19 protein-coding genes are annotated in these 21861 nt (G+C 54.5%); 8 read left to right on the plus strand and 11 right to left on the minus strand.

Annotation, left to right across the window (positions count from 1 at the left end):
- Positions 1-83: 83 nt before the first annotated feature.
- Both ACP5D4_RS09710 and ACP5D4_RS09715 read right to left on the minus strand, forming a co-directional pair.
- Complete coding sequence (locus ACP5D4_RS09710) at positions 84-173, minus strand: cytochrome b6/f complex subunit VIII (protein ID WP_063714980.1); 90 nt, start codon at positions 171-173, stop codon at positions 84-86.
- 57 nt (positions 174-230) lie between these two features.
- Positions 231-638 carry a hypothetical protein gene (locus ACP5D4_RS09715; RefSeq protein WP_428011427.1) on the minus strand — a complete coding sequence of 136 codons (408 nt, stop codon included), beginning with the start codon at positions 636-638 and terminating at the stop codon, positions 231-233.
- A gap of 272 nt (positions 639-910) precedes the next feature.
- Between ACP5D4_RS09715 and ACP5D4_RS09720 the strand changes: the two genes are divergently transcribed.
- The 4 genes from ACP5D4_RS09720 (at position 911) to ACP5D4_RS09735 (ending at position 3467) form a co-directional block, all read left to right on the plus strand.
- On the plus strand, positions 911-1240 hold the full coding sequence (locus ACP5D4_RS09720) for a hypothetical protein (RefSeq protein WP_428011428.1): 330 nt from the start codon (positions 911-913) through the stop codon (positions 1238-1240).
- Between the two features lie 20 nt (positions 1241-1260).
- Positions 1261-1671 carry a DNA sulfur modification protein DndE gene (gene dndE / locus ACP5D4_RS09725; RefSeq protein ID WP_428011429.1) on the plus strand — a complete coding sequence of 137 codons (411 nt, stop codon included), beginning with the start codon at positions 1261-1263 and terminating at the stop codon, positions 1669-1671.
- A gap of 56 nt (positions 1672-1727) precedes the next feature.
- Complete coding sequence (locus ACP5D4_RS09730; protein WP_428011430.1) at positions 1728-2273, plus strand: DUF1499 domain-containing protein; 546 nt, start codon at positions 1728-1730, stop codon at positions 2271-2273.
- A 162-nt stretch (positions 2274-2435) separates the two neighbouring features.
- Entirely contained in the window at positions 2436-3467 is a 1032-nt protein-coding gene (locus tag ACP5D4_RS09735; RefSeq protein WP_428011431.1) for a GDSL-type esterase/lipase family protein, read from the plus strand.
- Here the strand turns inward: ACP5D4_RS09735 and ACP5D4_RS09740 are convergent.
- Complete coding sequence (locus ACP5D4_RS09740; RefSeq protein ID WP_428011432.1) at positions 3444-4334, minus strand: GDSL-type esterase/lipase family protein; 891 nt, start codon at positions 4332-4334, stop codon at positions 3444-3446. The genes ACP5D4_RS09735 and ACP5D4_RS09740 overlap by 24 nt on opposite strands.
- Positions 4335-4531: 197 nt before the next feature.
- On the opposite strand from ACP5D4_RS09740, the gene ACP5D4_RS09745 reads away from it, so the two are divergent.
- Positions 4532-5011 (plus strand): photosystem I reaction center protein subunit XI, encoded by a 480-nt coding sequence (locus tag ACP5D4_RS09745; protein ID WP_428011433.1) that lies wholly within the window; start codon positions 4532-4534, stop codon positions 5009-5011.
- Between the two features lie 89 nt (positions 5012-5100).
- On the plus strand, positions 5101-5217 hold the full coding sequence (locus tag ACP5D4_RS09750; RefSeq protein ID WP_428011434.1) for a photosystem I reaction center subunit VIII: 117 nt from the start codon (positions 5101-5103) through the stop codon (positions 5215-5217).
- 30 nt (positions 5218-5247) lie between these two features.
- Here the strand turns inward: ACP5D4_RS09750 and ACP5D4_RS09755 are convergent, their stop codons facing one another.
- From ACP5D4_RS09755 to ACP5D4_RS09775, 5 genes are all read right to left on the minus strand, one after another.
- Positions 5248-5457 carry a hypothetical protein gene (locus ACP5D4_RS09755; RefSeq protein ID WP_428011435.1) on the minus strand — a complete coding sequence of 70 codons (210 nt, stop codon included), beginning with the start codon at positions 5455-5457 and terminating at the stop codon, positions 5248-5250.
- Positions 5429-6430, minus strand: coding sequence for an iron chelate uptake ABC transporter family permease subunit (locus ACP5D4_RS09760; RefSeq protein WP_428011436.1), 1002 nt, complete (start codon positions 6428-6430; stop codon positions 5429-5431). Before ACP5D4_RS09760 ends, ACP5D4_RS09755 begins: the two co-directional genes overlap by 29 nt.
- Positions 6427-7188, minus strand: coding sequence for a phosphodiesterase (locus ACP5D4_RS09765; protein WP_428011437.1), 762 nt, complete (start codon positions 7186-7188; stop codon positions 6427-6429). Before ACP5D4_RS09765 ends, ACP5D4_RS09760 begins: the two co-directional genes overlap by 4 nt.
- Before the next feature lie 293 nt (positions 7189-7481).
- Positions 7482-8663, minus strand: a complete 1182-nt coding sequence (locus ACP5D4_RS09770) for an ABC transporter substrate-binding protein (RefSeq protein ID WP_428011438.1) — start codon at positions 8661-8663, stop codon at positions 7482-7484.
- A 373-nt stretch (positions 8664-9036) separates the two neighbouring features.
- A complete protein-coding gene (locus ACP5D4_RS09775; RefSeq protein ID WP_428011439.1) occupies positions 9037-9870 on the minus strand; it encodes a sulfotransferase domain-containing protein in 834 nt (277 codons plus the stop codon).
- A gap of 268 nt (positions 9871-10138) precedes the next feature.
- On the opposite strand from ACP5D4_RS09775, the gene ACP5D4_RS09780 reads away from it, so the two are divergent.
- Positions 10139-12073 (plus strand): glycosyl hydrolase family 28-related protein, encoded by a 1935-nt coding sequence (locus tag ACP5D4_RS09780; protein ID WP_428011440.1) that lies wholly within the window; start codon positions 10139-10141, stop codon positions 12071-12073.
- Positions 12070-13521 carry a hypothetical protein gene (locus ACP5D4_RS09785; RefSeq protein ID WP_428011441.1) on the plus strand — a complete coding sequence of 484 codons (1452 nt, stop codon included), beginning with the start codon at positions 12070-12072 and terminating at the stop codon, positions 13519-13521. The genes ACP5D4_RS09780 and ACP5D4_RS09785 overlap by 4 nt, the downstream gene beginning before the upstream one ends.
- A gap of 221 nt (positions 13522-13742) precedes the next feature.
- Here ACP5D4_RS09785 and ACP5D4_RS09790 read toward each other — a convergent pair whose 3' ends face one another.
- The 3 genes from ACP5D4_RS09790 to ACP5D4_RS09800 all read right to left on the minus strand — a co-directional run bounded on the left by ACP5D4_RS09790 (position 13743) and on the right by ACP5D4_RS09800 (position 21758).
- A complete protein-coding gene (locus ACP5D4_RS09790) occupies positions 13743-15128 on the minus strand; it encodes a hypothetical protein (RefSeq protein ID WP_428011442.1) in 1386 nt (461 codons plus the stop codon).
- A 137-nt stretch (positions 15129-15265) separates the two neighbouring features.
- Positions 15266-17410, minus strand: coding sequence for a sensor domain-containing diguanylate cyclase (locus ACP5D4_RS09795; RefSeq protein WP_428011443.1), 2145 nt, complete (start codon positions 17408-17410; stop codon positions 15266-15268).
- 481 nt (positions 17411-17891) lie between these two features.
- On the minus strand, positions 17892-21758 hold the full coding sequence (locus tag ACP5D4_RS09800) for a PAS domain S-box protein (protein WP_428011444.1): 3867 nt from the start codon (positions 21756-21758) through the stop codon (positions 17892-17894).
- Between the last annotated feature and the right edge of the window lie 103 nt (positions 21759-21861).

Consider the following 21861-nt stretch of genomic DNA (forward strand, 5'->3'; position numbering starts at 1 on the left):
GATAACTGACTCTCAAATGAGAAAGCGAGACCTCGTTGTTACGAGGTCTCGCTTTCTGGTGAGGTCTCCACAGGGCGGACGATTTAGAAGCCTCGGCGTCCCCAGACCACCAACGAGATCGAAAAGGTGAAGACCACGAGCAAGCCCGCCCAACCAGCACTCAGAATATCCATAGTTTTCGTATCGGGTTTAGATTCTGCTTGAATACCAAACCTTATGATACGGCAAAGTTAGGGGATTTCTGAAATGGAAAGGGTGTAGGGATGGGCTTCGCCGTTGCGATCGCCGACGTAGATGTAATAGGTTCCCTGTTGCAGGTAGCCGGACTGTTGCGGCGTGTTGCGGGCGCAGAATCGATCGCTGCTTTCGGGTCCGACGACGAGTAAGGTGGGATTTCCGCCGCCGGAAATGGAAATTCGCAAGTAGGAGAAATCTTCCGCCAATTGTAACTCGTGGTTGGGGGTGGCGGCGATCGAGCCGCAGTCGTCGCTGGGTTGCGATCCTCCCGAGGTTCCTGAAAGGGTTTCCGTCTCGAAACCCGAACGGAGTTCGATCGTCTCGCCCAGCGCCACGCCGGGAACCCCCAGAACGACACCGAGAGCCATTGCGATCGCGATCGAAAGGGGATGACGTTTCATAGTTCGATCGACCTCCTCTAAAAATACAACGGTGAGAACTGCCTCGATCGTCTCGTTTTTTCCGAATTCGGGACAGTTCGACCTTCGTTCTAGTTTGATTGTCTCCCGTCTTCTTGTAAATCTCCCCGGACTTATGCCAGTTTGGTGGCGGTCATACCCTCTCAACAGGCGTTGTGGGGTTCGGCGTTCTCACCTTGGAGGGGGGCGCTGCCATTCGCTACAATCAGCTAAGGAACCAGCGTTTCGGTTTCTTTCGCGTTTTACGAAGGCTTATGAACCCACAATCTGACTGGCAACGCAAACTTCAAGAGTTGGAACTCGATATCGATCGCCGTCAACCGGGAAACGACAACCTTCCCGAGGAGGAGAGTCCGAACTCGCTACAAGCCCTGTACCAACAAGCCCGAACCTGGTTTCAAAACCTGCCCCCCATCGGACAGGTGGCGGTGGGTATCGGCGGTATCCTGTTAGGGTTCTCGATTCTGCAAACCCTGTTGCGGCTGGTGTCCCTGGCTATCAGCGTCGCGATTCTGGCGGTGCTGGTTTACGGTGGCTATCGCCTGTTTTTCGCTAACGGTTCTTCTGACGAACCTCAGCCATAAGACCGCCCGAAGACGACCTCATGGAGTATCCTGTCGAACGCTTTAAACTCCCGCAAACGGCGAAAGACCAACTGACGAAACTCAAACGTCAAACGGGGATCGATCGCTGGAACGTCTTGTGTCGCTGGGCGTTCTGTCGGTCTCTCGCCGAAGAAAGTTCTCCGTCTCCGGTTCCCGTCTCCAGCGATAGCAATGTGGAAATGAGTTGGCGGGTGTTTGGGGGCGAGATGGCTGATGCGTTGGCGATCGCTCTCAAACAACGCTGTTATCACGATGGATTGGGGGTCGATCGCGATACCCTCGCCCAACAGTTCGCTCTCCACCTCAACCGGGGAATCGGCTATTTAGCCAGCGATCGAGACCTACAGGAGATCGAAGACTGGCTGCGGTTGTTGGACGACGCCCCCCAGACTTCGCCACAAAAACAGTAGAAACCCTTCAGAGGAAGCGTATACAATCGAAACTGTCGAGTCAGAGTTCGAGATTGATGTTCGCCAGTTTGCGCCTCGTTGCTGTCGCTCTGTGTCTGTGGTTGGTTGGGGGATCGATCGCCATCCATCCGGCGGCGATCGCAGCCCCCACTCCCCCCATTTCTTCTACAGTTTACATGGCCAGTTTGTTTCACTTTTCCGGTCAACGTCCCACGAATTTAGGCGTCAAAGGCCATCGACTCGCCCCTTGTCCCTCTTCTCCTAACTGCGTCTCCAGTCAAAGCCGCGATCCCGGTCATTTCATCGAACCGTTCTCCTACGAGGGAACGCCGGACGCGGCGATCGATCGCCTCAAAGGAATTCTCCAAAATACCGAAAACGCAGAAATTATCGACGCTAAACCCGGTTATCTCTACGCAGAATTTACCTCGAAAATTATGGGGTTCGTGGACGACGTGGAATTTTTCGCCGCTGATGACGACGGCGTGGTTCACGTGCGATCGGCGTCTCGCTTGGGCGAATCCGACCTCGGCGTCAACCGCAAGCGGGTTGAAACGCTCCGCCAGCAGTTTAACGGTTCAGACGGTATCCCCAACCCCTAAACCCCCTTCTCGCAAACGCCTTCTCGCCACTCTAGAGGGGCGATTTCCGGCGAAGCGACCCACGAATCCTCAGAAATCTTACCCCCTCCTATACCATATTAATTTATTTTTGTCAAGACTTTTAATCGAAAAATTTTCCGACCCTCTGAAATCGAACGGTTGATGTCACGTCCGATTCCCCTTTGGCAGCGAGTTTTACAGTTTCTCTACGACCTCGGCCGGCGTCCCGAGGCCGTCAGCGTGCTGTTGTATCTCCTGGTTGCCATCGGCGGTTTCGCCATCCTCTTACAAAACCGTCTGTTTCTGCGTCGATCGACCATTCCCAAGGATTACACGCCCTTTGCGGGAGTGGGACTCGCACAGCCGACGCCGTTTCCCTCTCCCTCCCCAGAACCGACGGTTCGTCCGTTACCGCCGCCAGAGGTGGTGTTGTCCTTCAACGCCGTAGACCAGGTGAAACTCGCCACTGTCGTCGGTCGCCGTTGGGACGGACGACGCTGGTACTTGCAAAAATCCGCCGACCTAACGGCCTATCTGTCGGAGGAATTCCTCCAACGTCGCCGGGAAATCGCGGCGGATACCAGTCTGTATCCGAAGAAAGCCGATTACGATAAATTAAAACTGGCTGAATACCGTCAGTTTATCGACACTCGCCCCCGCATTCGCCGCGCCATCGTCGGCAGTTCCATCGCCTTGGGCATTCCCGACGAGTTTTTGGGACCGAACGATTTAAATTTGGGAGTTCCCGCCTATCGCATCGCGGAAATGACCGCCCAAGTCCAACAACTCTCTGACAGTCATCCTCCCGAGGAAATCGTCGTGTTTGGGGCGGCGACGCCGGAACTGCTCAACCACGGAGAACCGCAGGCGATTTTCGATGATGCCTTGCAGTTGTTAGAGACGATTCGCCAGAAATACCCGGAAACGCGGTTGGTGTTTGCGTCGGTGTTGCCGCGATCGAAAGAGGAATCCCTTACCGACCCTCGCATGGCGGACGTGGATAACCAGGCGGTACGGGCGATCGATCGCCAACTCCAAGAAGCCCTCGAGGGCGATCCCGAAATCGAATATCTCGACCTCAACCCCTATTTGGCCGACGAAGCGGGAAACCTCAAACGGGAGTTTTCCACCGACGGCCTCCATCCCAACCCCAAAGCGGCGTTAGTGTTGTTAAAGCTGCTCGATCGCTCCTGAACGTTTCTCGTCGAGCATAATTTGATATTCCACCTGACGGATGAAATTCTGCCAGAGTTCGTAACCGCCATCGCTCAAATGGATGCCGTCAGTAGTCAGTTCCGAGCGTATTTGCCCCGCCTCGTCACTAAAGTGGGGGTACAAATCCAGATAAATCGCCCCGACTTGGTAACTCATAGCAGACAGTTCCCGGTTGATCGATCGAATCCGCTGATTGGAGACGGCCTCGTGTCGCGTCGGTAAAATCGACTGCACCACCAACTGAGCTTGAGGGTGGTTTTGCCGCAGTTGTAACAGAATATCCTGATAGTCGTTCAAAATGGCCTCGTCGCTGCGGTTGCCGATGAGGTCGTTGACCCCAGCCATAATGTAAATGCTACTGGGTCGCGTCCCCTCGAGTAACGAAATGCGGTGGCGAATTCTAGCCGTGTTTTCGCCGCCGATGCTTTGATTGAGCCAGAGGCGATCGTCCTCGAACAGTCCCGGCCGCAACCACAGGGACAGCGAATCGCCAATCGTAACAGAAAGGCGGTTGTTCCCCTGTCCGGCGGCGATGGCCTTAGCTTCCTGACCCAACAGAGCCACCCACTGCTCGTAAGTGGGGTTGTTCCTGGCGCGAACCCATTCCGGTTGAAAACTATCGCGAGCTTGGCGGGTGTAGAGCGTTCCCGATCGCAACGCCGCCCACCGCTGTTGATACAGTTGGGCAGTAGAGACCGGGACGCGACCGGGAACCCCCGCCACCTCGGACTCGGAGGCTTGGGCGACCGTTGGCGTCAGTTCCTCGAAATACGGTAGAGACGGGGGTTGCACCTGAGCCAACAGCGGCATCCACCCTAAGACGATCGACATATAAGCTGGATTCATCGGATCGTTGATTGAAAAACAGAGTACGTCCTTACTTTGCGAGAGGGGGGCGATCGCGTCCGGAGAGATCGATCGCCCCCCATTCAGTGAACTTTTCTAAAGTTCCTCCGCCATTGTGGGATAAATTACCCGCCCTTGCCTAAAATGTTAGCTTAAAGTTCTTCATTAAGAATTTTTAGAGAACAGGAGAAACTCGCATGGCTGATTCCACCAACACTGGGGTGGTCAAAGCATATAACGGCGACCCTCAATTGGGTCACTTATCAACCCCGATTAGCGATTCTGGATTTACTCGTGCCTTCATCGGCAACCTGCCGGCCTACCGTTCGGGTCTGTCGCCCATCCTGCGCGGCCTCGAAATCGGCATGGCTCACGGCTACTTCATCATCGGCCCCTGGGTGAAACTCGGGCCCTTACGGGATTCGGAATTTGCCAACTTAGGCGGTTTGATTTCCGGCGTCACCCTGCTGCTCATCGCCACGGCTTGCCTGTCCGCTTACGGCCTGGTGTCCTATCAAGGCGAGTCCAGCAGCGACGATCCCTTGAAAACCTCGGAAGGTTGGAGCCAGTTCACCGCTGGATTCTTCGTCGGTGGCATGGGAAGCGCCTTCGTGGCCTTCTTCCTGCTGCAAAACTTCGATGTCGTCGATGCGATTTTCCGAGGTCTGGTTAACTAGACGCTCGTTTTGAGATGCTCGGTTGACGCGAGATGCTTGCTTGTCGATCGATTGTTAGTTTTGAGTTATTTGACATAGGAGAAGTTCACATGACCGGCGATTACGCAGCTTCTTACCTGCCTTGGATTCTGATTCCTACGGTTGCTTGGCTCATGCCGTTAGTGGCCATGGGTCTCTTGTTCATTTACATCGAACAAGACGCTTAATACGTTTGCTTGCAGTCAGTTTTTACTGTTTTACACAGTAATCGGAGGAGGCTTGACCTCCTCTTTTTTTTGGGGAATTTTTGGGGAATTTTTGGGGATGTCACCACTCGAACAGATCCCCGGCATCTTCAAGATACCGGGGATCTGGCGGATACCGGGAATCTGGCGGTTGGCCGAGGCGGTTGCCGAATGCCAATTCTCCCAAATCGCCTCAACGCCGATGTCGCTGCAAAATGGCATGAGTCACGACAGGGGTTCCCAAGGCGGCAGTCACGGCATTTAACGGAAGGACCATTTGACGGCCGGGCAGTTGCGCCACCCAATCGGCATATAATGCCAGCGTCGCCCCCAATAGCGTCACCGCTAACAGCAAAGACCGCGTATCGGAGGTTTTCAACACCGCGCGACTGAGATGGGGAACCGCCACCCCGAGAAAGGCGATCGGTCCGCAAAACGCCGTTACCGCCCCTGCCAACACCGCCGCACTGGTAATCGTCCAAAACTGCAACCAGCGCATTCGCAGTCCCAAGGTGCGGGCGGAGGTTTCCCCCAACAACAGCAAATTGAGGGGTTTCGCCAGTAAGTACGCCACCAGTAACCCCAAACCCACCGTTGCCACGAAGGGCGTCATGCGATCCCAGGTGACGCCGCCGAAACTGCCAAAAGTCCAGGTGATATAGGATTGCATCTGCTGGGACGAGCTGAAGTGCAGTAAAATCGTCACGATCGCGTTGGCGGCGTAGCCGAACATCAACCCCAGCAACAAGAGGGTTTCTCGGTTACGAACCCGTTGCGCGGTGAGGACGACGAGTCCCAACACCACCGCCGCGCCGCCGCTGGCGGAGAGCATTCGTTCCCAACTTCCCGCCGTTCCCACTAACACCACGAGGGCAACGCCCAAACTCGCCCCGGAACTGATTCCCAGCACAAACGGTCCGGCGAGGGGATTGCCAAACAGGGTTTGCATTTGCAACCCCGCTACGGAGAGGGCAGCCCCCGCGACGATGGCGGTAAGGGCTTTGGGGAGGCGAAAGGTGAGTACGATCGCCTGCCAAGTCTCTTTTTCGGCATCGCCGCCGAAAAGGATTGCGAGGATTTCTTTGAGGGGAATCGATACGGACCCCACGGACAAGTCGAGGCTGAGGGCGAGGAGAAACAGCCCCAGGAGTAACCACCATAGGAGAAAGCGGCGCAAGGGATGGCGAGGTTTCACGGCGATTCTTCCGATTGCAGGGGGACGCGAACGACTCGGCTGTGGTGGGTGCCGTCGGGGTACAGTTCCAGCCAGCGGAAGCCGGGATGTCGATCGCTCTGATGGCAGGGTTCGGGTAAAACTTGGGTACAGGTGGAGGGGGTGCCGTAAAAGCGGACGCCGCTACGGGTTCGATCGATTTCCAGGTGAACGTGACCGAACAGTACCAGTTTGACGCGATCGAAGCGATCGAGTATCCCTAAAAAGTCGCTGCTATTTATCAGATTAATGGTATCGAGCCAGTCGATTCCAGTCTCGACGGGGTGGTGGTGTAAGGCGATGGCGGTGGGGAGGTTCGAGGCGGTTAAGGCGGTTTCTAACTGGGTTAGCGTTTCTTCGGAAAGACAGCCTTCGCCGAATTTGGGATTCTCTAGGGTGGAATCGAGTAAGAGAACCTGCCAATTGTCGAGGGTTATGGCGTTGGTTGTGGCGAAGGGCGATCGATTCAGGTGTTTTTGCAGAATGTCGGATCGATCGTGGTTGCCGGGAATGCAGTAGGTGGGAACTTGCAGCGGTGAAACCAAGTCGAACAGTCGATCGTAAGCCTCTAAATCCCCATCGTTGGCTAAGTCTCCCGTTAATAGGAGAACGTCGGGATTTTCTTCTCGCACCCGTTCTAACACCGCTTTGAGACTGTGCCAGGGGGCAACGCCTCTCATGACAGCATCGGGGTCGGGAAACAGATGTGTATCGGTAATTTGAGCGATTTTCGTAACCATGCCACCGCGATTTAAAAACGGGTTTTCCTGAGAAATTTCCTATTGTAAGATACCCGGCTTGTCAGAACCCCGGCATCAGGTGCCTCTCACCGACCTTTGTAAAAACACGAAGTAAAAACACGACGTTCTGGGTAGGTTGTGCAAACCGGGTGCATCTCAATGGATGTAAAAATATGAGTTGGCGGTAGGTTGGGTGGAGCGATAGCGAAACCCAACAACAGCTCAATTCAGTGTAGAGACTCCCATCTGATAAATTTACATTTTTGATAGGCACTCGATCGACTCCCCACAAATCACGATCGACTCTCCAATTTTTCGTAATACACTTTTTCGGTATCTGGCAACAGTTCCGGATGAAAAATCGTCACCAAATCGGATAATATCAAGTGAGGGTTCAGCACCCCGCTTTCCCAGTAATCGTTTCCGCCATGTTCGTTGACGCGGGCGGTGTAGTTGTAAATTTGCCCGGTCTGCCATGCGGTAAAATTGCCATATCGGGGATCGTCTTCGATGGCGTCTTCTTTGGTTTCCCAGTTTCGATCGACGTTTAACCAAAAATCCGCAGCCGCCGCCACATCGTAGACCACTTCAAAATCTAAAGGAATACTCGCCGTAGATTTATTATCTTTCCAGAAATAATCCGCTCCCGCGTCTTCGAGAAATTTCGCCACGTAACTCTCTCCACCGGGAACGAACCAAGTGCCTTGATAGTTAAATTCGGTGACGACGGTGGGACGTTCTTCGACAGTTTTCACTAAATTGGCAATACGATTGTATTCGCGATCGATCTCCGAAAAAATCCGTGCCGCTTTCGCTTCTCGGTTGAAAAACAATGCTGTAAATTTCAACCATTCAGCACGTCCGAGAGGCGTATTTTCTAAATATTCGGAATTCACGGTTACGTCGAACCCCGCTTCTAATAATTTTGAATAGGTTTCGGCTTCCGTCGTTCCCAAACCGAAGGTGACGATTAAATCGGGATTTAAGGCTAAAATTTGTTCGATGTCAACATTTCGTTCTCGAGCGACTTCCACCACCTCGCCGCTGTCAATTTTTTGGCGAATGCTGGGAGTGGTGATGTTTTTTGCATCTTGCACCCCCGTCAGGCGATCGACTAAATTTAAAGCGTCTAAATGGGATAAATAAGTTGTGGAAAGGGCGACAACGGACTCGATGGGAATTTCGATAATTTCTGCATCGTCAAAGCCTTCCGGGGCGGGTGTTCCACATTGAAACAGGACGTATTTAAACTTGTCTTTTTCAGGATTCCAAGGGTCTTTTACTGTTACAACTTTATAGTGTTTATGATAGTCAACTGAAAATCCTTTTGCATATTTTAAATCTGTTTTATCTGGGAAATAATCCGTTTCTGGATTGTAATTTTTAATGCAATTACGACTTGTTTCGGACGCTTCGATCGTGGAAGCTTGTTCCGAATCCGACGAAGTTTCGATGGTTTGGAAACATCCCGACAAAACAACTGAAATAAATGTCGTGAATAAAATAATTTTTTTTGTATTTTTTGACATCCTGTTTGGCATCGTTTCTGTTGGCGATCGAATTCCCCGATTCGACAGGTTTCGCACTGGCGACGGGGTTTCGGCTTGTAAATTAAGCTTTTTAATAATATAACAAATTGACGATATCGGATCGCGAAATAATTCGCGGAAACCCGCCCGTTGACATTTCAATTGACGAGTATTTCTCCAGAACCCCGGTATCTTGGAGATTCCGGGGTTCTTAAACAGGGAAGATATCTCAAACGGGAAAACCCCGGTTTCGCGGAAGATACCGGGGTTATGCAAGGGCGTTTCGAGGGGAAAACGCAAACGCCAGAATCGGAAAACCTTAAACCTCGTATCCGAATTTTTTCAAGGTGTCTCCAGCTTCTTCTACGAAGGCTTCTAACACCTCTGGCGGCATTTCGTCTTTATAGGAACCCGCCTTACCGCGACGGTTAAAAAACTTATCTTTCGGCCAGCCGGGATTGTTTAAACCAAACTGTTCTTCCTTTTTACGAAGGCTTTGAAACGAGGCCGCCGCCGTCACATCTTCCAAAACATCGCGACTGGCTTCAAAATCGAGAAACTGACACAATCTCTCGAGTTCGTCTACCGGACGCTCTAACATATCCTCGTAGCGAATTGTAATTATCTCGGAATTATAGGGATTCTCTAACCATTTTTCAACATGGAGGTGCCATTTGTAGTTTAAAAACAGCCCTTCCCCGGTTTTCACCATATTGAGAAAATCAACGGTTTGGTTGCTGCGCGATCGCATCGCCTCTAAAAAACGATAGTACGACACCATCACGTCTCGTCCGTCTCGCAACAAATAAACCACTTTGCGATAGTTGGGATTCGGGGGAAAGTGAGACTTAAAAAACATCGGCGTACTGTAACGCCGATAATAGCGTTTGTAGTGAATATCGGGAACTAAATCTTGAACAATGGTATCAGGGGCTTGAGCCGGATTGACGCCGTAAACCAAGCCCGTAATCAAATTTTGAAACCAGCTATTTCCCGATTTCGGATAGCCGACGACAAACACATCTTCTTCGGGAACGAACTCGCTGATGGGAACCGTTTCGGTATAGTCACGAATTCTTTGGTCGATTTTTTGGCTAACCACCGATTTCAGGGGTTTGACCACAGGATCGATCCAAGTGGGTATAGTCACCATAGGCTTGGCTATCCGAGCAATATTATCCCGATTATAGGCCACCGTCTCAAAGTGGCAATAGCGATCGAAAAGAATTTGCTACCATCGATCGCAAGCCGATAAATCGCGATCGCCTCTTGAGAAAGCCGGCGGTCGATCGCCCGATCTCGAACGCCAAAATGGGCAAACCAACAGGGTCGTTCTCGGATTTTCAAACTAATTTGAACTGAATCGAACGGTCTTCAAACGCGATGTCTGGCTGGCGTCTGTCTCCTCAAGTTTTCCAGATATGCTGAACCTTCTCCACGCTTTGAGACGAGGGCGATCGCGCCCGTTTTGGCTGCTGTTGGCCGGCGTTGGCGCCGCCACAGTCCTCGCCCTCTCGCACTGGCACTTCGCCCCCAGTTTAACCGCGCCCCTCGCGGCCGCCTCCATCGAAGCCGCCCTTCCCACCGACGCGGATATTATCGACGTGACGCAAGCCCCTTACAACGCCAAAGGGGACGGCGTCAGCGACGATACCGCCGCCCTTCAAGGGGCGATTTCCCAAAATCGAGGAAAACTCATCTATTTTCCCAACGGAACCTATCTCGTCCGCGATACCCTTCACCTGCAAGACGAGAACGGCCAACAGAAACGGTTTTTCCTACAGGGTCAAAGCCAGGAAAACACGGTGATTCGGCTGATCGATCGCGCCCCCGGATTCCAAGATCGATCGCAACCCAAACCCCTCCTCACCTTTTGGGAAGGACGAGTCGGGGACGCCACCGCCTTTCGCAACAGCCTCAGCCACATCACCCTCGACACCGGAAGCGGAAATCCCGGCGCGATCGCGCTGCGATTCCGCGCCAACAACTACGGAAGCGTCCATCACGTCACCCTCAAAACCTCCGACGGACAAGGACGCTACGGCCTCGACCTCAGCCCGCCCCTCAACGGCCCCCTGTTAGTCAGCCATCTCACCGTAAACGGCTTCGACATCGGAATCTACTTCACCGGCGCCCTCCACAGCGCCACCCTCTCCCGCATCCACCTCCGCAACCAACAAGAATACGGTATTTACAACCGACGCCAAGTCCTCAATATCGAAGACCTCAGCAGTCGAAACCGCGTTTCCGCCCTCTATAACGACAGCGACGGCGAAGGAGGAAACGGCCACGGAATCGTTACCCTCGTCAACGCCACCCTCGACGGCGACGCCTCTCCCAACGCCGCCGTGGTCAACGCCCGAGACGGCGGCTTGTACGTCCGCCACCTCACCAGTGACGGCTACCGTCGCGCCCTCTCCAGTACCGTGGACGACAGCACCGCCACCGCCAACAGTCCCGTGGCTGAATTCGTCTCCCACCCGGTTCTGACGTTGTTTCCCAGTCCCGAAACCGCCCTGAACCTCCCCATCGAACCGACTCCCGAAACAGTGTGGGACGACCCCGCCGACTGGGTGAAAGCGGACGGAGAGGCGGAGGACGATACCGCCGCCTTGCAACGGGCGATCGATTCGGGAAAATCCACCGTTTACCTCACCCGCGCTGAATACACCATTAACGACACCCTCGAAATTCGCGGGAACGTCCGGCGCATCGTGGGACTGGGGGCGACGCGCATCATGGCCGGCGAGGGTCTTAAAAATACCAACCGCCCTGTCTTTCGTTTGGTGGACGGAACCGCCGATACCGTCAGTATCGAAGGGATGGAAGCCTATTTGCAGTCGGCTTATTTCGTCGAACAAGCCTCGCCGCGAACGCTGGTGTTGCGACATCTCGGCGTCGGAGGCTACCGCAACCGCGCCCCCGGAAGTCGCCTGTTTCTTGAAGACGTGGTGGGAGACCGTTTCGACTTCAGCAACCAACAGGTTTGGGCCCGTCAACTGGACGTGGAAGCCAAACGGGAATCGGGGAAAACCAACATCCAAAACGATGGGGCGGAGGTTTGGATTTTGGGGTTAAAAACGGAAGGAGATGTGGTGATTATCGAGACGAAAAATGGCGGCCGCACGGAACTGCTGGGGGGATTTCTCTACGGACACCGGGATATTCCTGAAAATACCCCCGCCTTTCTCGATCGCAACGCCAGTCAATCTCTTGTCTTCGCAGGGTATCACAGCGCCTTTCAACCCTATGTTCGCGAAATTCGCAACGGCGAAACCCGCGATCTCGATCTCGACAGGCTTTATCCCATGAAATACGGCAAAATGTCCCCCTTGTTTGTCGGTTCTCAACCATGAACAAACACAAGCGTAAAATTGTCAATCCAAAAACGGCGATCGATCCCAAACCTCCCAAACCCAAACCCCCCGTCAAACCCAAAGGATACGTCACCACCTCGACGCTAATTCTCGTCGCCTTCGCAACGGCGTTTTTTTCCCGCATTATCGACAGTGCGGGCGCTCCTTCAACTATTAACTTTCTACACTTCGCCGCCGTTCCCTTCGCCTGCGTCGTGGCGTTACTTCAAACCCGCACCAAAAACCCCTATCAAATCTCCATTACCTGGATGTTGTTAGGGGGGTTGTGGGCGCTTCTCAGCGTCATGTTCGCCAGTGCGATCGTCAACGAAGCCGGAATTATCAACATCATTTTTAGCTTCTTACTTCTCGGCGAACCGTTTTTAATGTTGTTGGCTTTGGTGTGCGTTCCCCTGTGCGAACGCAGCCTGCATAAATTTCGCGTTTGGCTGATTCGTTTCGGATTCGCTAACCTCATTTTCGCCTACGGACAATGGGTGTTGTTCGTGATTTTGAAACGCCATCCCAAACCGGGAAACCCTGATTACATCCAAGGGGTGTTTTACCATTCCGGAGCGGGTCACGTGGTCAGCGCCTCGGTGTCGATGACTTTTGGATTGTACTATCTCGTCAGCGCCAAAAGCGTCCCCCTCTGGATTCGCATCGTCACCGCCCTGGCGACGTTTCAACATATGCTCATCGCCGACGCGAAACAGGTTTTATTGGCATTTTTGGGCGGTGGAGTTTTGCTGTTGGTGACGAAATTAAAAAACGTCGGCGAGGCGATTAAATATCTTAGTATTGCGGTTCTCTTTTTGTTGGTGTTTTACTGGTGCGTGGAAAACGTTCCCGCCTTCGGAGCGTTCCAAACTTGGGCGCGACCGGAAATTTACGGACCCGACGGGGAAGCGACGCGGTTGAAAACGGCGGCGATACGGATTGTTCCCACTCATTACGAGTCTTGGTTGAACTGGCTGTTTGGATTGGGTCCCGGTCATACGGTGAGTCGCCTCGGGGGGTGGATGCTGGCCGCCTATTGGCATTTGTTGGGACCGTTGGGGGCGACGCGCCACGTGGCCAGCGGCGAGGTTTGGGGCGCTGTTGGTGCTAGTTGGTTGGGAAATCAATCGAGTATGTTTTCGCCGCTGTTCGGTTGGGCGGGAATTTGGGGCGATTTGGGTTGGTTGGGACTCGGGGCGTATTTGTATTTGGCTTGGGTAGTTTGGAATTACGTCGGCGTTGATGATTTGTCTCGCTTTTTTCTGTCGTCGGTCTTTATTTTTGGCTTGATTTTTTCGCAGATGGAAGAGCCGGGATATATGTTGTTTGTGGCGATTATGGTGGCGCTGCGCTGGCAGGAAACGGAGAATAAGAAGGTGAAGCGACGACGGGATTTAATGGAAGCGAAACGGGCGGTGAGGTTGGGGATGGTGCAGTCCGAAAATTGATTTTGCGATCACCTTTGGGGGCGGACTCTGGGGTTGACAAACGCCCACATTTCGGGGATAATTAAAGTGTATGATATAGGTTTTTTGTATTAATTGATTTTTTATTCAATGCTATGGAAGTGGTAAAGGCGATCCCATTCTGAAAGTAAGGTTTTATCCCTCGAACCCCCCGTATCGGCATTGCCCGAAGGCGGCGACGGGGGGTCTGATTTATCTAATTTTTATCGAAAAAAGGGAATCGAAGAGGGTTTGCGAACTGGGGCGGTTTTCGCCCCGTTGGAGGGGTTGGGGAGGGGGCGTCGTCCCGGCGCTGCGGGGGGCATTTGACGGCTGGCGCGTCGTTTCAGTTGAGGCACGAGATCGAAGCGATCGACCAAATCGGAAACCACGTGAGGATCGGTGGTATACAGTCCCACTTCTTCTTCCTCGCCGTGACAGAGTAAATGTTGTCCTCCCAACAGAGCCCAATCTCGATCGCAGGCGACCAAACGATCGGCGGTTCCGAACAGTTTGAGATTGAGCCGTTTGTAGCGTTTTTTCAGTTCCAGCAGATGGGGCAGCAAGCCGTAAAATCCCTGGGGATCGCGTTCGACTTGATAGCGCCAACCGCCGTCTTTGAGGGCGATGGGGCGGGAGGTTCCCCGAGCTTTCCCGATGTCGGCGCGGCGTCCCCAGCCGATGCTGACAAAAATCTTTTGTGCTAGGGCGTCTTCTAATTTGGCTAAGAATCGATCGCTGTGGGCGCCTTGGTGTGGCAACCCAGGGCTGACGATGGCCACCTGTTCTTTGGCGGTTTCTAAGGCTTTGAAGAGATAGGGCGACGCATCTTCGGAAACGAGCTGGTAGGTGTAGGGAAGGGCCGATTCCAAGCGGCGATCGATATGGGCGAGCCAATGTTGGGCGGTGTGAGTTCGCAGTTGCTTCACCGTCTGCGTCAACTGCTGGACTTGCGGGGTAATGAGGGTGCTTTGACTGTCGAGGTTATCGACGCGCAGGCTCAAACTGTCCATTTGTTGGCGCAGCGGCGCGATGGCCGCCGCCACCGTTTCCGAAGAGGCTTGAATGGCGACGCGATCGACCTCGAGGCGCAAAGCATTTAAGTCGTTTTGCAGTCGATCGAGGGAGGAGTTGGTGTGGTGGCTGAGGTTGTAAACCCCCTGGCGCACGATGGCGAAGGCTTCTTTAATTTTTTCCCGGTCTTCTTCGGTGGCGGCGAGGGTCTCCGCCTGACGTTGCTGGACTTCCATCAAGGCTTCGCTCAAGCGGGTGACACAGCGTTCGATATCGACGATGCGATCGGCGATGGGTAAGGTTTGTAAGGAACTCTGCACCGCCTGTAAGTCCGATCGCAGTTGACTGGTTTGAGCGGTGGCGTTGAAACTTTGTTCGCGAATTTGCTGGATGCGGCGCGATCGATTGACGATGTTCAACGACAGCGCAAACACCGGGGGAACGATGGCAAAGGCCAGTTGTTGAAACACGATCGCCAAGGCTACGCCGCCCCCCGAAGCGATAATCGAGGCAGTTTCCGCTACTTCCGTCCAGGGCCGCTTTGGGCGAGATTCGGACTTGGGCTGAATGTTGGGTAAGGGTATGGATTTGGCCATGTCGCTCTCCCCGCGCGTCTCGGGTGAATTATAGCAAATGCAGTGGCGAGAACGGTTGGCTTGGCGGGGATGGGGCGACGCGAGACGCTTTCTGAGGAGGGGGAAAGTTAGATAAATTTGGAGTGCGATCGATCCCGTTAAAAATCGCGGGATTTGGCGATGCAGTAGCGATCGCGCCCGTTCTGTTTGGCGCGGTAGAGAGCGCGATCGGCCGCCGCCACCAGTAAATCCGGTTCGGCTTCCGGAAACGGTACCAGCGAGGCCACCCCCATGCTGACGGTAACGTAAGGATTGACCGGCGAGCGAGCGTGGACGAGCTGCAAGTTCCGCAAGGTCGATCGAACCAACCCCGCCACGCACACCGCTCCGGCTTCGTCGGTATTCGGTAACACGATGGCGAACTCTTCGCCGCCGTAACGCGCCACCACGTCCGCCGGACGTCGGGTCGTGGTTTCTAAGGCTCGGGCCACTTGCTTCAAACAATCGTCTCCCGCTTGGTGTCCGTAGCCGTCGTTATAGTCTTTGAAAAAGTCGATATCCAACAAAATCAACGACAGGGGCGATTTTTCCCGCGTCAGTCGCCGCCATTCTCCCTCGAGATACTCGTCGAAATACCGTCGGTTCGCCACCTGAGTCAGTCCGTCCCGAGTGGCCAGTTGGCTGAGTTCGCGGTTGGCGGTTTTCAAACGGCTGTAGAGTTGGGCTTGCTGGATGGCGATGGCCAGTTGGGTTGCCAGTTGGGGCAACACCCGCACTTCCGACGGATGCCACGATCGCGCTTCGCGACATTGATGGGCGACGAGCAATCCCCAAACGTTCGAGGAGGGTTGACTCGGGTCTGTTTCCCCCTCCTCTCCGGAGTCGATAACGATGGGCATGACCAATCGCGCTCGAATGTCGAAAAACTCCAACAACTGAACCGCTTCGGGTTCGAGATCTGCCCTATAGATATCGTCGATCGCCATCACCCGCCCCGACACATAGAGTTGGTGCGATCGACCGTCGATAATCCAAGGACGGTTCGTTTTCCAACCCAGCATGGAGGAAATCCCCTCTCTGCGAGATTCGCCGAGGATTTCACCGCTCCCGTCGCTGTTGAAGCGACAGACGATGGCGCGATCGGCGTCGAGAAAGCGACGCAGGCTCTCGGTGGCGCTTTCGAGGATTTCGGGCAGCTCGATCGACTGCTGGATGCGGCTGGCCAGTCGCGCCACGACTAATTCCCGTTCGGTTTGTTGGCGCAGGGTTTCGGCCACCCGCAACCGCTCCTCTTCGACGGCGATGGCGGTGGCGACGGTGTGCAGGAAGCGGGCGTCCTCGGGATGGGGCTGACGGCGGGGATGGTACTTGACGCAGAGGTAGCCGAGAACTGACGGGGTTGGGGCGGCGTTTTCTTCAGAAGAAAAGGGTTTTCGCAACGGTTCCGAGGGTTGGCAGATGGCAATTCGCATCTGGGGTTTGTCGGCGCCACCGTCTGGCGAGAGGAGATGGGAAGATCCTCGACCCTCCTCGGCGCCAGAACAGAGCGAGGTATTCTGTGGGCAGATCGCCCCGGAAGAGGTACAGGATAAGGAGTCGTCGCGCTTCAGACTTTGGTAACAAGCACAGATGGCCTCGAGCTGTTCTCGTACCAGTTCCAAGAGACGACGAATGTTCTCTTGGGGGTGACTGCTGAAACCGAGGAAACAGTCGAGAATGCGCTCGAGTCGGGTTTCGCTGAGGTTCGACTCGTTCTCGTCGGGGTTGGGGGAGGTGGCGGCCTCGCCATCGGGTGAAGTTTCTTCTACGATTTCCACGGCGGGGGCAAAGTCCGGCGGAATTTCGGTATAGGTCACGGTCAGGCCGCCCCCTTGGGATGGAGGGCGAGGGGTAGCGGTCACGGCCAGCCAGCGCAACGTCCCTCTATCGCTGAAGAATCCCATCGCACCATCGGCTACAGGCCGGTTTTCTCGTAGGGCGATGGCGGTGGGTAACTCTCGGCGCGGTAAGGGCTGGCCGTCGGGCCGCAGGACAGTCCGCCCGATGCTGTCGATGGAGTTGTGGAGCAGTTCTTCGAGGGGTCGATCGAACAGGCGGGCGACGGCTGCGTTCGCGTGCAGGATCTGACCGACGGCGTTGGTGATGGCGATGCCGACGGGTAAGTCTTCGAGGGGACTGTCGCCGGAGGCGATCGTCTGGGTCTTGCTAAAGGAGGAACGGCTAGAATTCGACTCGTGACCTCTTGGGGTCGAGACGATCGACCGACAAACGGTTAAGTGTCTGTCTGTTTTTATCGCTTCCATTGCCTATCTCCTTCTGCATAATGGTTAAGATTTGACGATCGTTCTGGCGATCCCGATTTTTTTCTTATAAACTGTTTGGCGCGAACGACAGGCAATTAAATGGGTGAATTCTGCTTCGTCTATCATAAGCGATCGTTTATACAAAACCGAACGGAAAAGAATATTATTTTTGAACTTCTTAACCAAAATTTAAAAATATTATTTTTATGTAAAGAAAAGGTTAAAATTGTTTGAGTCTCTTGCGTGGAGGGAGGTTGAAGGCGATCGTATCTGAAAACATCATGAAAAAACCCCCGTTCAAGTCGGTTCGATCGCCTGGATTAGGTCATTTTAAATCGGCAGAAAAATGCCATCTCGAATCAGCGAAAAAGCGAAGCAGGTATCGAGTTCAAGCGATCGCCAACCGGACATCCTTAGGAGGTTTCTCGGCCAACTGAACCCCCAACCTTCGAGGGTTAGACTTAACAAAGAGTGGCTCGAATCAACTCTCCATCGATCGCTCTGGCTCCTCCGTCAAATCGCAACAGTAACGATTGCGTCCCCCTTGCTTAGCGCGATACAAGGCGAGATCGGCACGACGTAACAACAGCTCCGGCGCGGCCGTCTGGGGCGGCACCAAACTGGCCCCGCCCAAACTCAACGTCACCCAACCGCTGGCGGTCGATCGCGAATGAGGAACCTCCAAGCGCCGCACCGCAGACCGAATGGCCTCCATGACTGCCCTGAGGCCGTTCCGGTCGGTCTCCGGCAACACGACCGCAAACTCTTCGCCGCCGTATCGCGCCACCAACGCCTTTCGATGGGATACAGCGGTTTCGATCGCCCCGGCCACCTGCTTCAAACACTCGTCTCCCGCTTGATGGCCGTAAGTATCGTTGTACGCCTTAAAAAAATCAATATCGCACAGAACCAACCCCAAAGGTCGATGGCGCGATCGCGCCTCCTGCCAAACCGACGCCACAAAATCGTCGAACTGACGGCGGTTCCCCACCTGAGTCAACCCGTCGATGGTGGCCAACCGCTGTAACTCGTCGTTGGCTGCCTTCAACTGCTGGTACAGTTGCGACTGTTGCGTAGCGATACCCACTTGCGTGGCCAGTTGGCGGACGAACTCCTCGTCTGACGGTTGCCAGCCGCGACTCTGGCGACACTGCTGCACCAACAACAACCCCCACAACTGCTCTCCCTGTAAAATCGGCATCGCCAGTTGACTTCGGATGCCCAAAGCCGGCCAGGCCGAAGACGGGAGCGATTCGCTCAAGACTTTCACATCGCAAGTCTGGCGACTTTCGCCCCGTCGGTACGCCTGCAAACAGTCCGCCTCGAAACTCAAAACCTGGCCAACAGCAGACTGACAGTCCGCCGCCACCGATTCGGCGACGATTTTTCCGCAATTGGGAGGTTCGAAACAACAGACCCACACGCGATCGCACTGCAAAAAATAGCGAACTTCGTCCACCGTCGTTTGTAAAATATCCGACAGTTCCAACGAACAGTGAATGTGACGGGCGATCGTAGCAATCGCCCGTTCCCGTTCCATCTGTCGGCGCAACGCCTCCTCAACCCGGTGTTGTTCCTCCTCCACGGCGATGGCCGAAGCTAAGATGCCCAACACCCGGCGGTCGTCGTCGCTGGGAACGAAGCTCGCCCGGTGGGTCAAACATAACGCCCCCACCACCCGAAAGGATTCGACGGAGGGCGGCCGTTCCCGAGTCCGTACCGCTTGACCCCATTCGGTGAAAGACAACGACCGTACCAGCCAATCGTGGCGTCCGACTTTCAAGGCGTTGCGGGCGATATCTCCCGTTTCGAGACCGACCTCAAAGGGGGAATTCTTCCACTGACACACCACCTCGAACCGCCCGTTCTCCCAGTGACAGTAAGACACGCGCAAGGCTCCAAGCAGTTCGCCGCACAAGACCGTCAATCGCTCGACGTTCTCCATCGGGTCGTTGCCGAAATTCAAAAAACACTGGTTGATACGCTCCAAACGGGCTTCGGCCCGTTGCCGTTCGGTGACGTCTTTTCCTGTGGATACGAAATTGACGATTTCCCCCCGTTCGTCTCGAATCGGAACGATGGTTTTCTGTTCGTCGAACAACTCTCCGGATTTGCGGCGGTTAGTAAAGACGGCGTGGAACTCGCGGCCGCAGCGAATGGTGTCCCACAACTGGCGATAAAAGTGGCGATCGTGGCGGCCGGACTTGAGAAAGGCGGGGGTACGACCGAGGGCTTCGGCTTTGCTGTATCCCGTCAAACGCTCGAATCCCGAATTGACGTACAGGATCTTGCCGTGGCGATCGGTGATAATTACGTCGTCGGCGGACTGTTCCAAGGCGCTCGAAAGCTGTTGCAATTGGGCTTCGGCTTGTTTTCGATCGCTGATGTCGAGCCAGGTGCCGATGGCGACGCCGCCGCCGTTTCGACTCCGTTTGACGGGGGAACTGTGGGCTAAAACCCAGGTGATGCCACCGTCGGCATTGATAAAGCGAAATTCCCAACTGAGGGTTTCGCGGCCGATGCGGTTCCAATATTGGAAAAAGCGATCGCGATCGTCGGGGTGAATCGCCGACATCCAGCGACCGTCGTAGGCTGCCGCCAAGGGCAAGCCCACGATCTCGCACCAGCGTTGATTGACGAAATCGATGCGTCCCTGTTCGTCTGTTTGAAAAATGCCCACCGGGGCGCCGGTGGTTAAGGTGCGATATCGGGCTTCGCGATCGCGCAGGGCTTCGTAAGCTTGATTGAGGGCGATGGTGGCGATTTGCTGTTCTGTAGAATCTTCCGTCACCCCGACGATGCGATAGGTGGTTCCCGTTTCGTCGCGCACGGGAAAGGTGCGGGTTCTCAACCAGCGCAAACCGCTGTCCGGCCGCACGATGCGATATTCTACCAACAACTCTCGATCGCGAATCTGTTGCAGTTGAATCAAAACGGCTTCGCGATCGTCGTCGTAAACGAGATCGACCCACAAATCGGGTTGTCGGTAAAAGTCTTCAGAAGCATATCCCCAAATGTCTTTACAGGCGGGACTGAGGTAAATCGCTTCTTGGAAATCCGCTGAATAGAGAAAGAAAACGTCGCCGATGGCTTCGGCCATTTGTCGGAAGCGTTCCTCGCTATCTCGCAAAGCGGCGAGAACCTGTTCCCGTTCGGTCACGTCGATGGCAATGCCGAGAATTCCCGAAATTGCCTCGTTGACGACGAACGGAAATTTCGTTTTCTCGAAAATCCGACGCCGTCCCGCTGCGTCGTCGAGAATTTCGTGATACCGCCGTTTCGGTTGTTGGCTGTGCCAGACTTCCAAATCCGACGCCCGGAACTGTTCGGCCGCTTCGGGAGAGCCGGCGATGTCGCTATCTTGCAAACCGATCGTCTCGTCGATACTGCGGCCAAAAAAATCGGCGGTGGCTTGGTTGAGCAGGAGATAGCATCCCTCTCGGTCTTTGGCGAAAATGGGATGAGGGACGAGATCGATGATGTAGCGCAGGAAACGTTCGCTTTGGGCCAGAGATTCGGCCAGGTGGTTTCGCGCCTGTTCGGTGTCCTCGGCCCGGCGGCGATCGCAGACGGTATGGGCGAAGCCGATGGCGTTGCCCTCGGCGTCTTCGAGCCGTTGCAAGACTCCCCACGCCCAAATTCGCTGGCCGTCTCGTCGGACTTGCCAGTGTTCGTAATCGATTTGACCGCTTTCTCGGGCTTGTTGGAGTAATGTTTGGCACTGTTCGGGGCGATCGAAAAACCCCTCAAAGGACTCCCCGACGATTTCGGCGTCTCGATAGCCGTAGAGGGCGGCGGCGGCAGCGTTCCAACTGACGACCCGCCCCTCGAGGTCGAGGGTATAGACGGCGGTGCTGCGTATGCCGGCGGCGATGGCTCGCAAACGGTCTTCGCTCAGGTGCAGGGCTTGTTCGACTTGTTGTAAGTCGGTGACGTCTCGCCCGATGCCTTGGAATTCCACCAGTTGGCCGGTTTCGTCGAAAATGCCTTGGTTTGTCCATTGCAACCACCGTAACGTCCCGTTACTGTCGATGACTTGATGTTTGTGGACGTAGGTGGGTCGCTCGATCGAAATGTCTGCCAACATTTCTAAGATGCGTTGGCGATCGATCGGTGGAATGAGATTGAGAAAATTCGTGCCGATCAGGGTTTCGCGAGACTGTCCGAAATAGTTACAGTACGCGAGATTGACGAAGGTGAGGGTACAGTCGGGTAGAAACCGACAAATACAATCGGGTTGGGTATCGACGATGGCTAAATATCGCGCTTCGCTTTGACGCAGCTTTTCGGCAACGAACTGATAGGCTTGACTCTGTTCGGTTGTGTCCCGTTTGGAATTGGTATTCATCGAGCTGACACCCTTGGGGGTCTTAACGGATTCAGGGATTGCGAGTTCTGCGACTGAACATCTCTCTGTAACAGTTCTGTATATCCGAATGCCATTGAGGGCG

This window comes from Baaleninema sp., from assembly GCF_049974805.1.
Taxonomy (GTDB): Bacteria; Cyanobacteriota; Cyanobacteriia; order Cyanobacteriales; family Geitlerinemataceae; genus Baaleninema.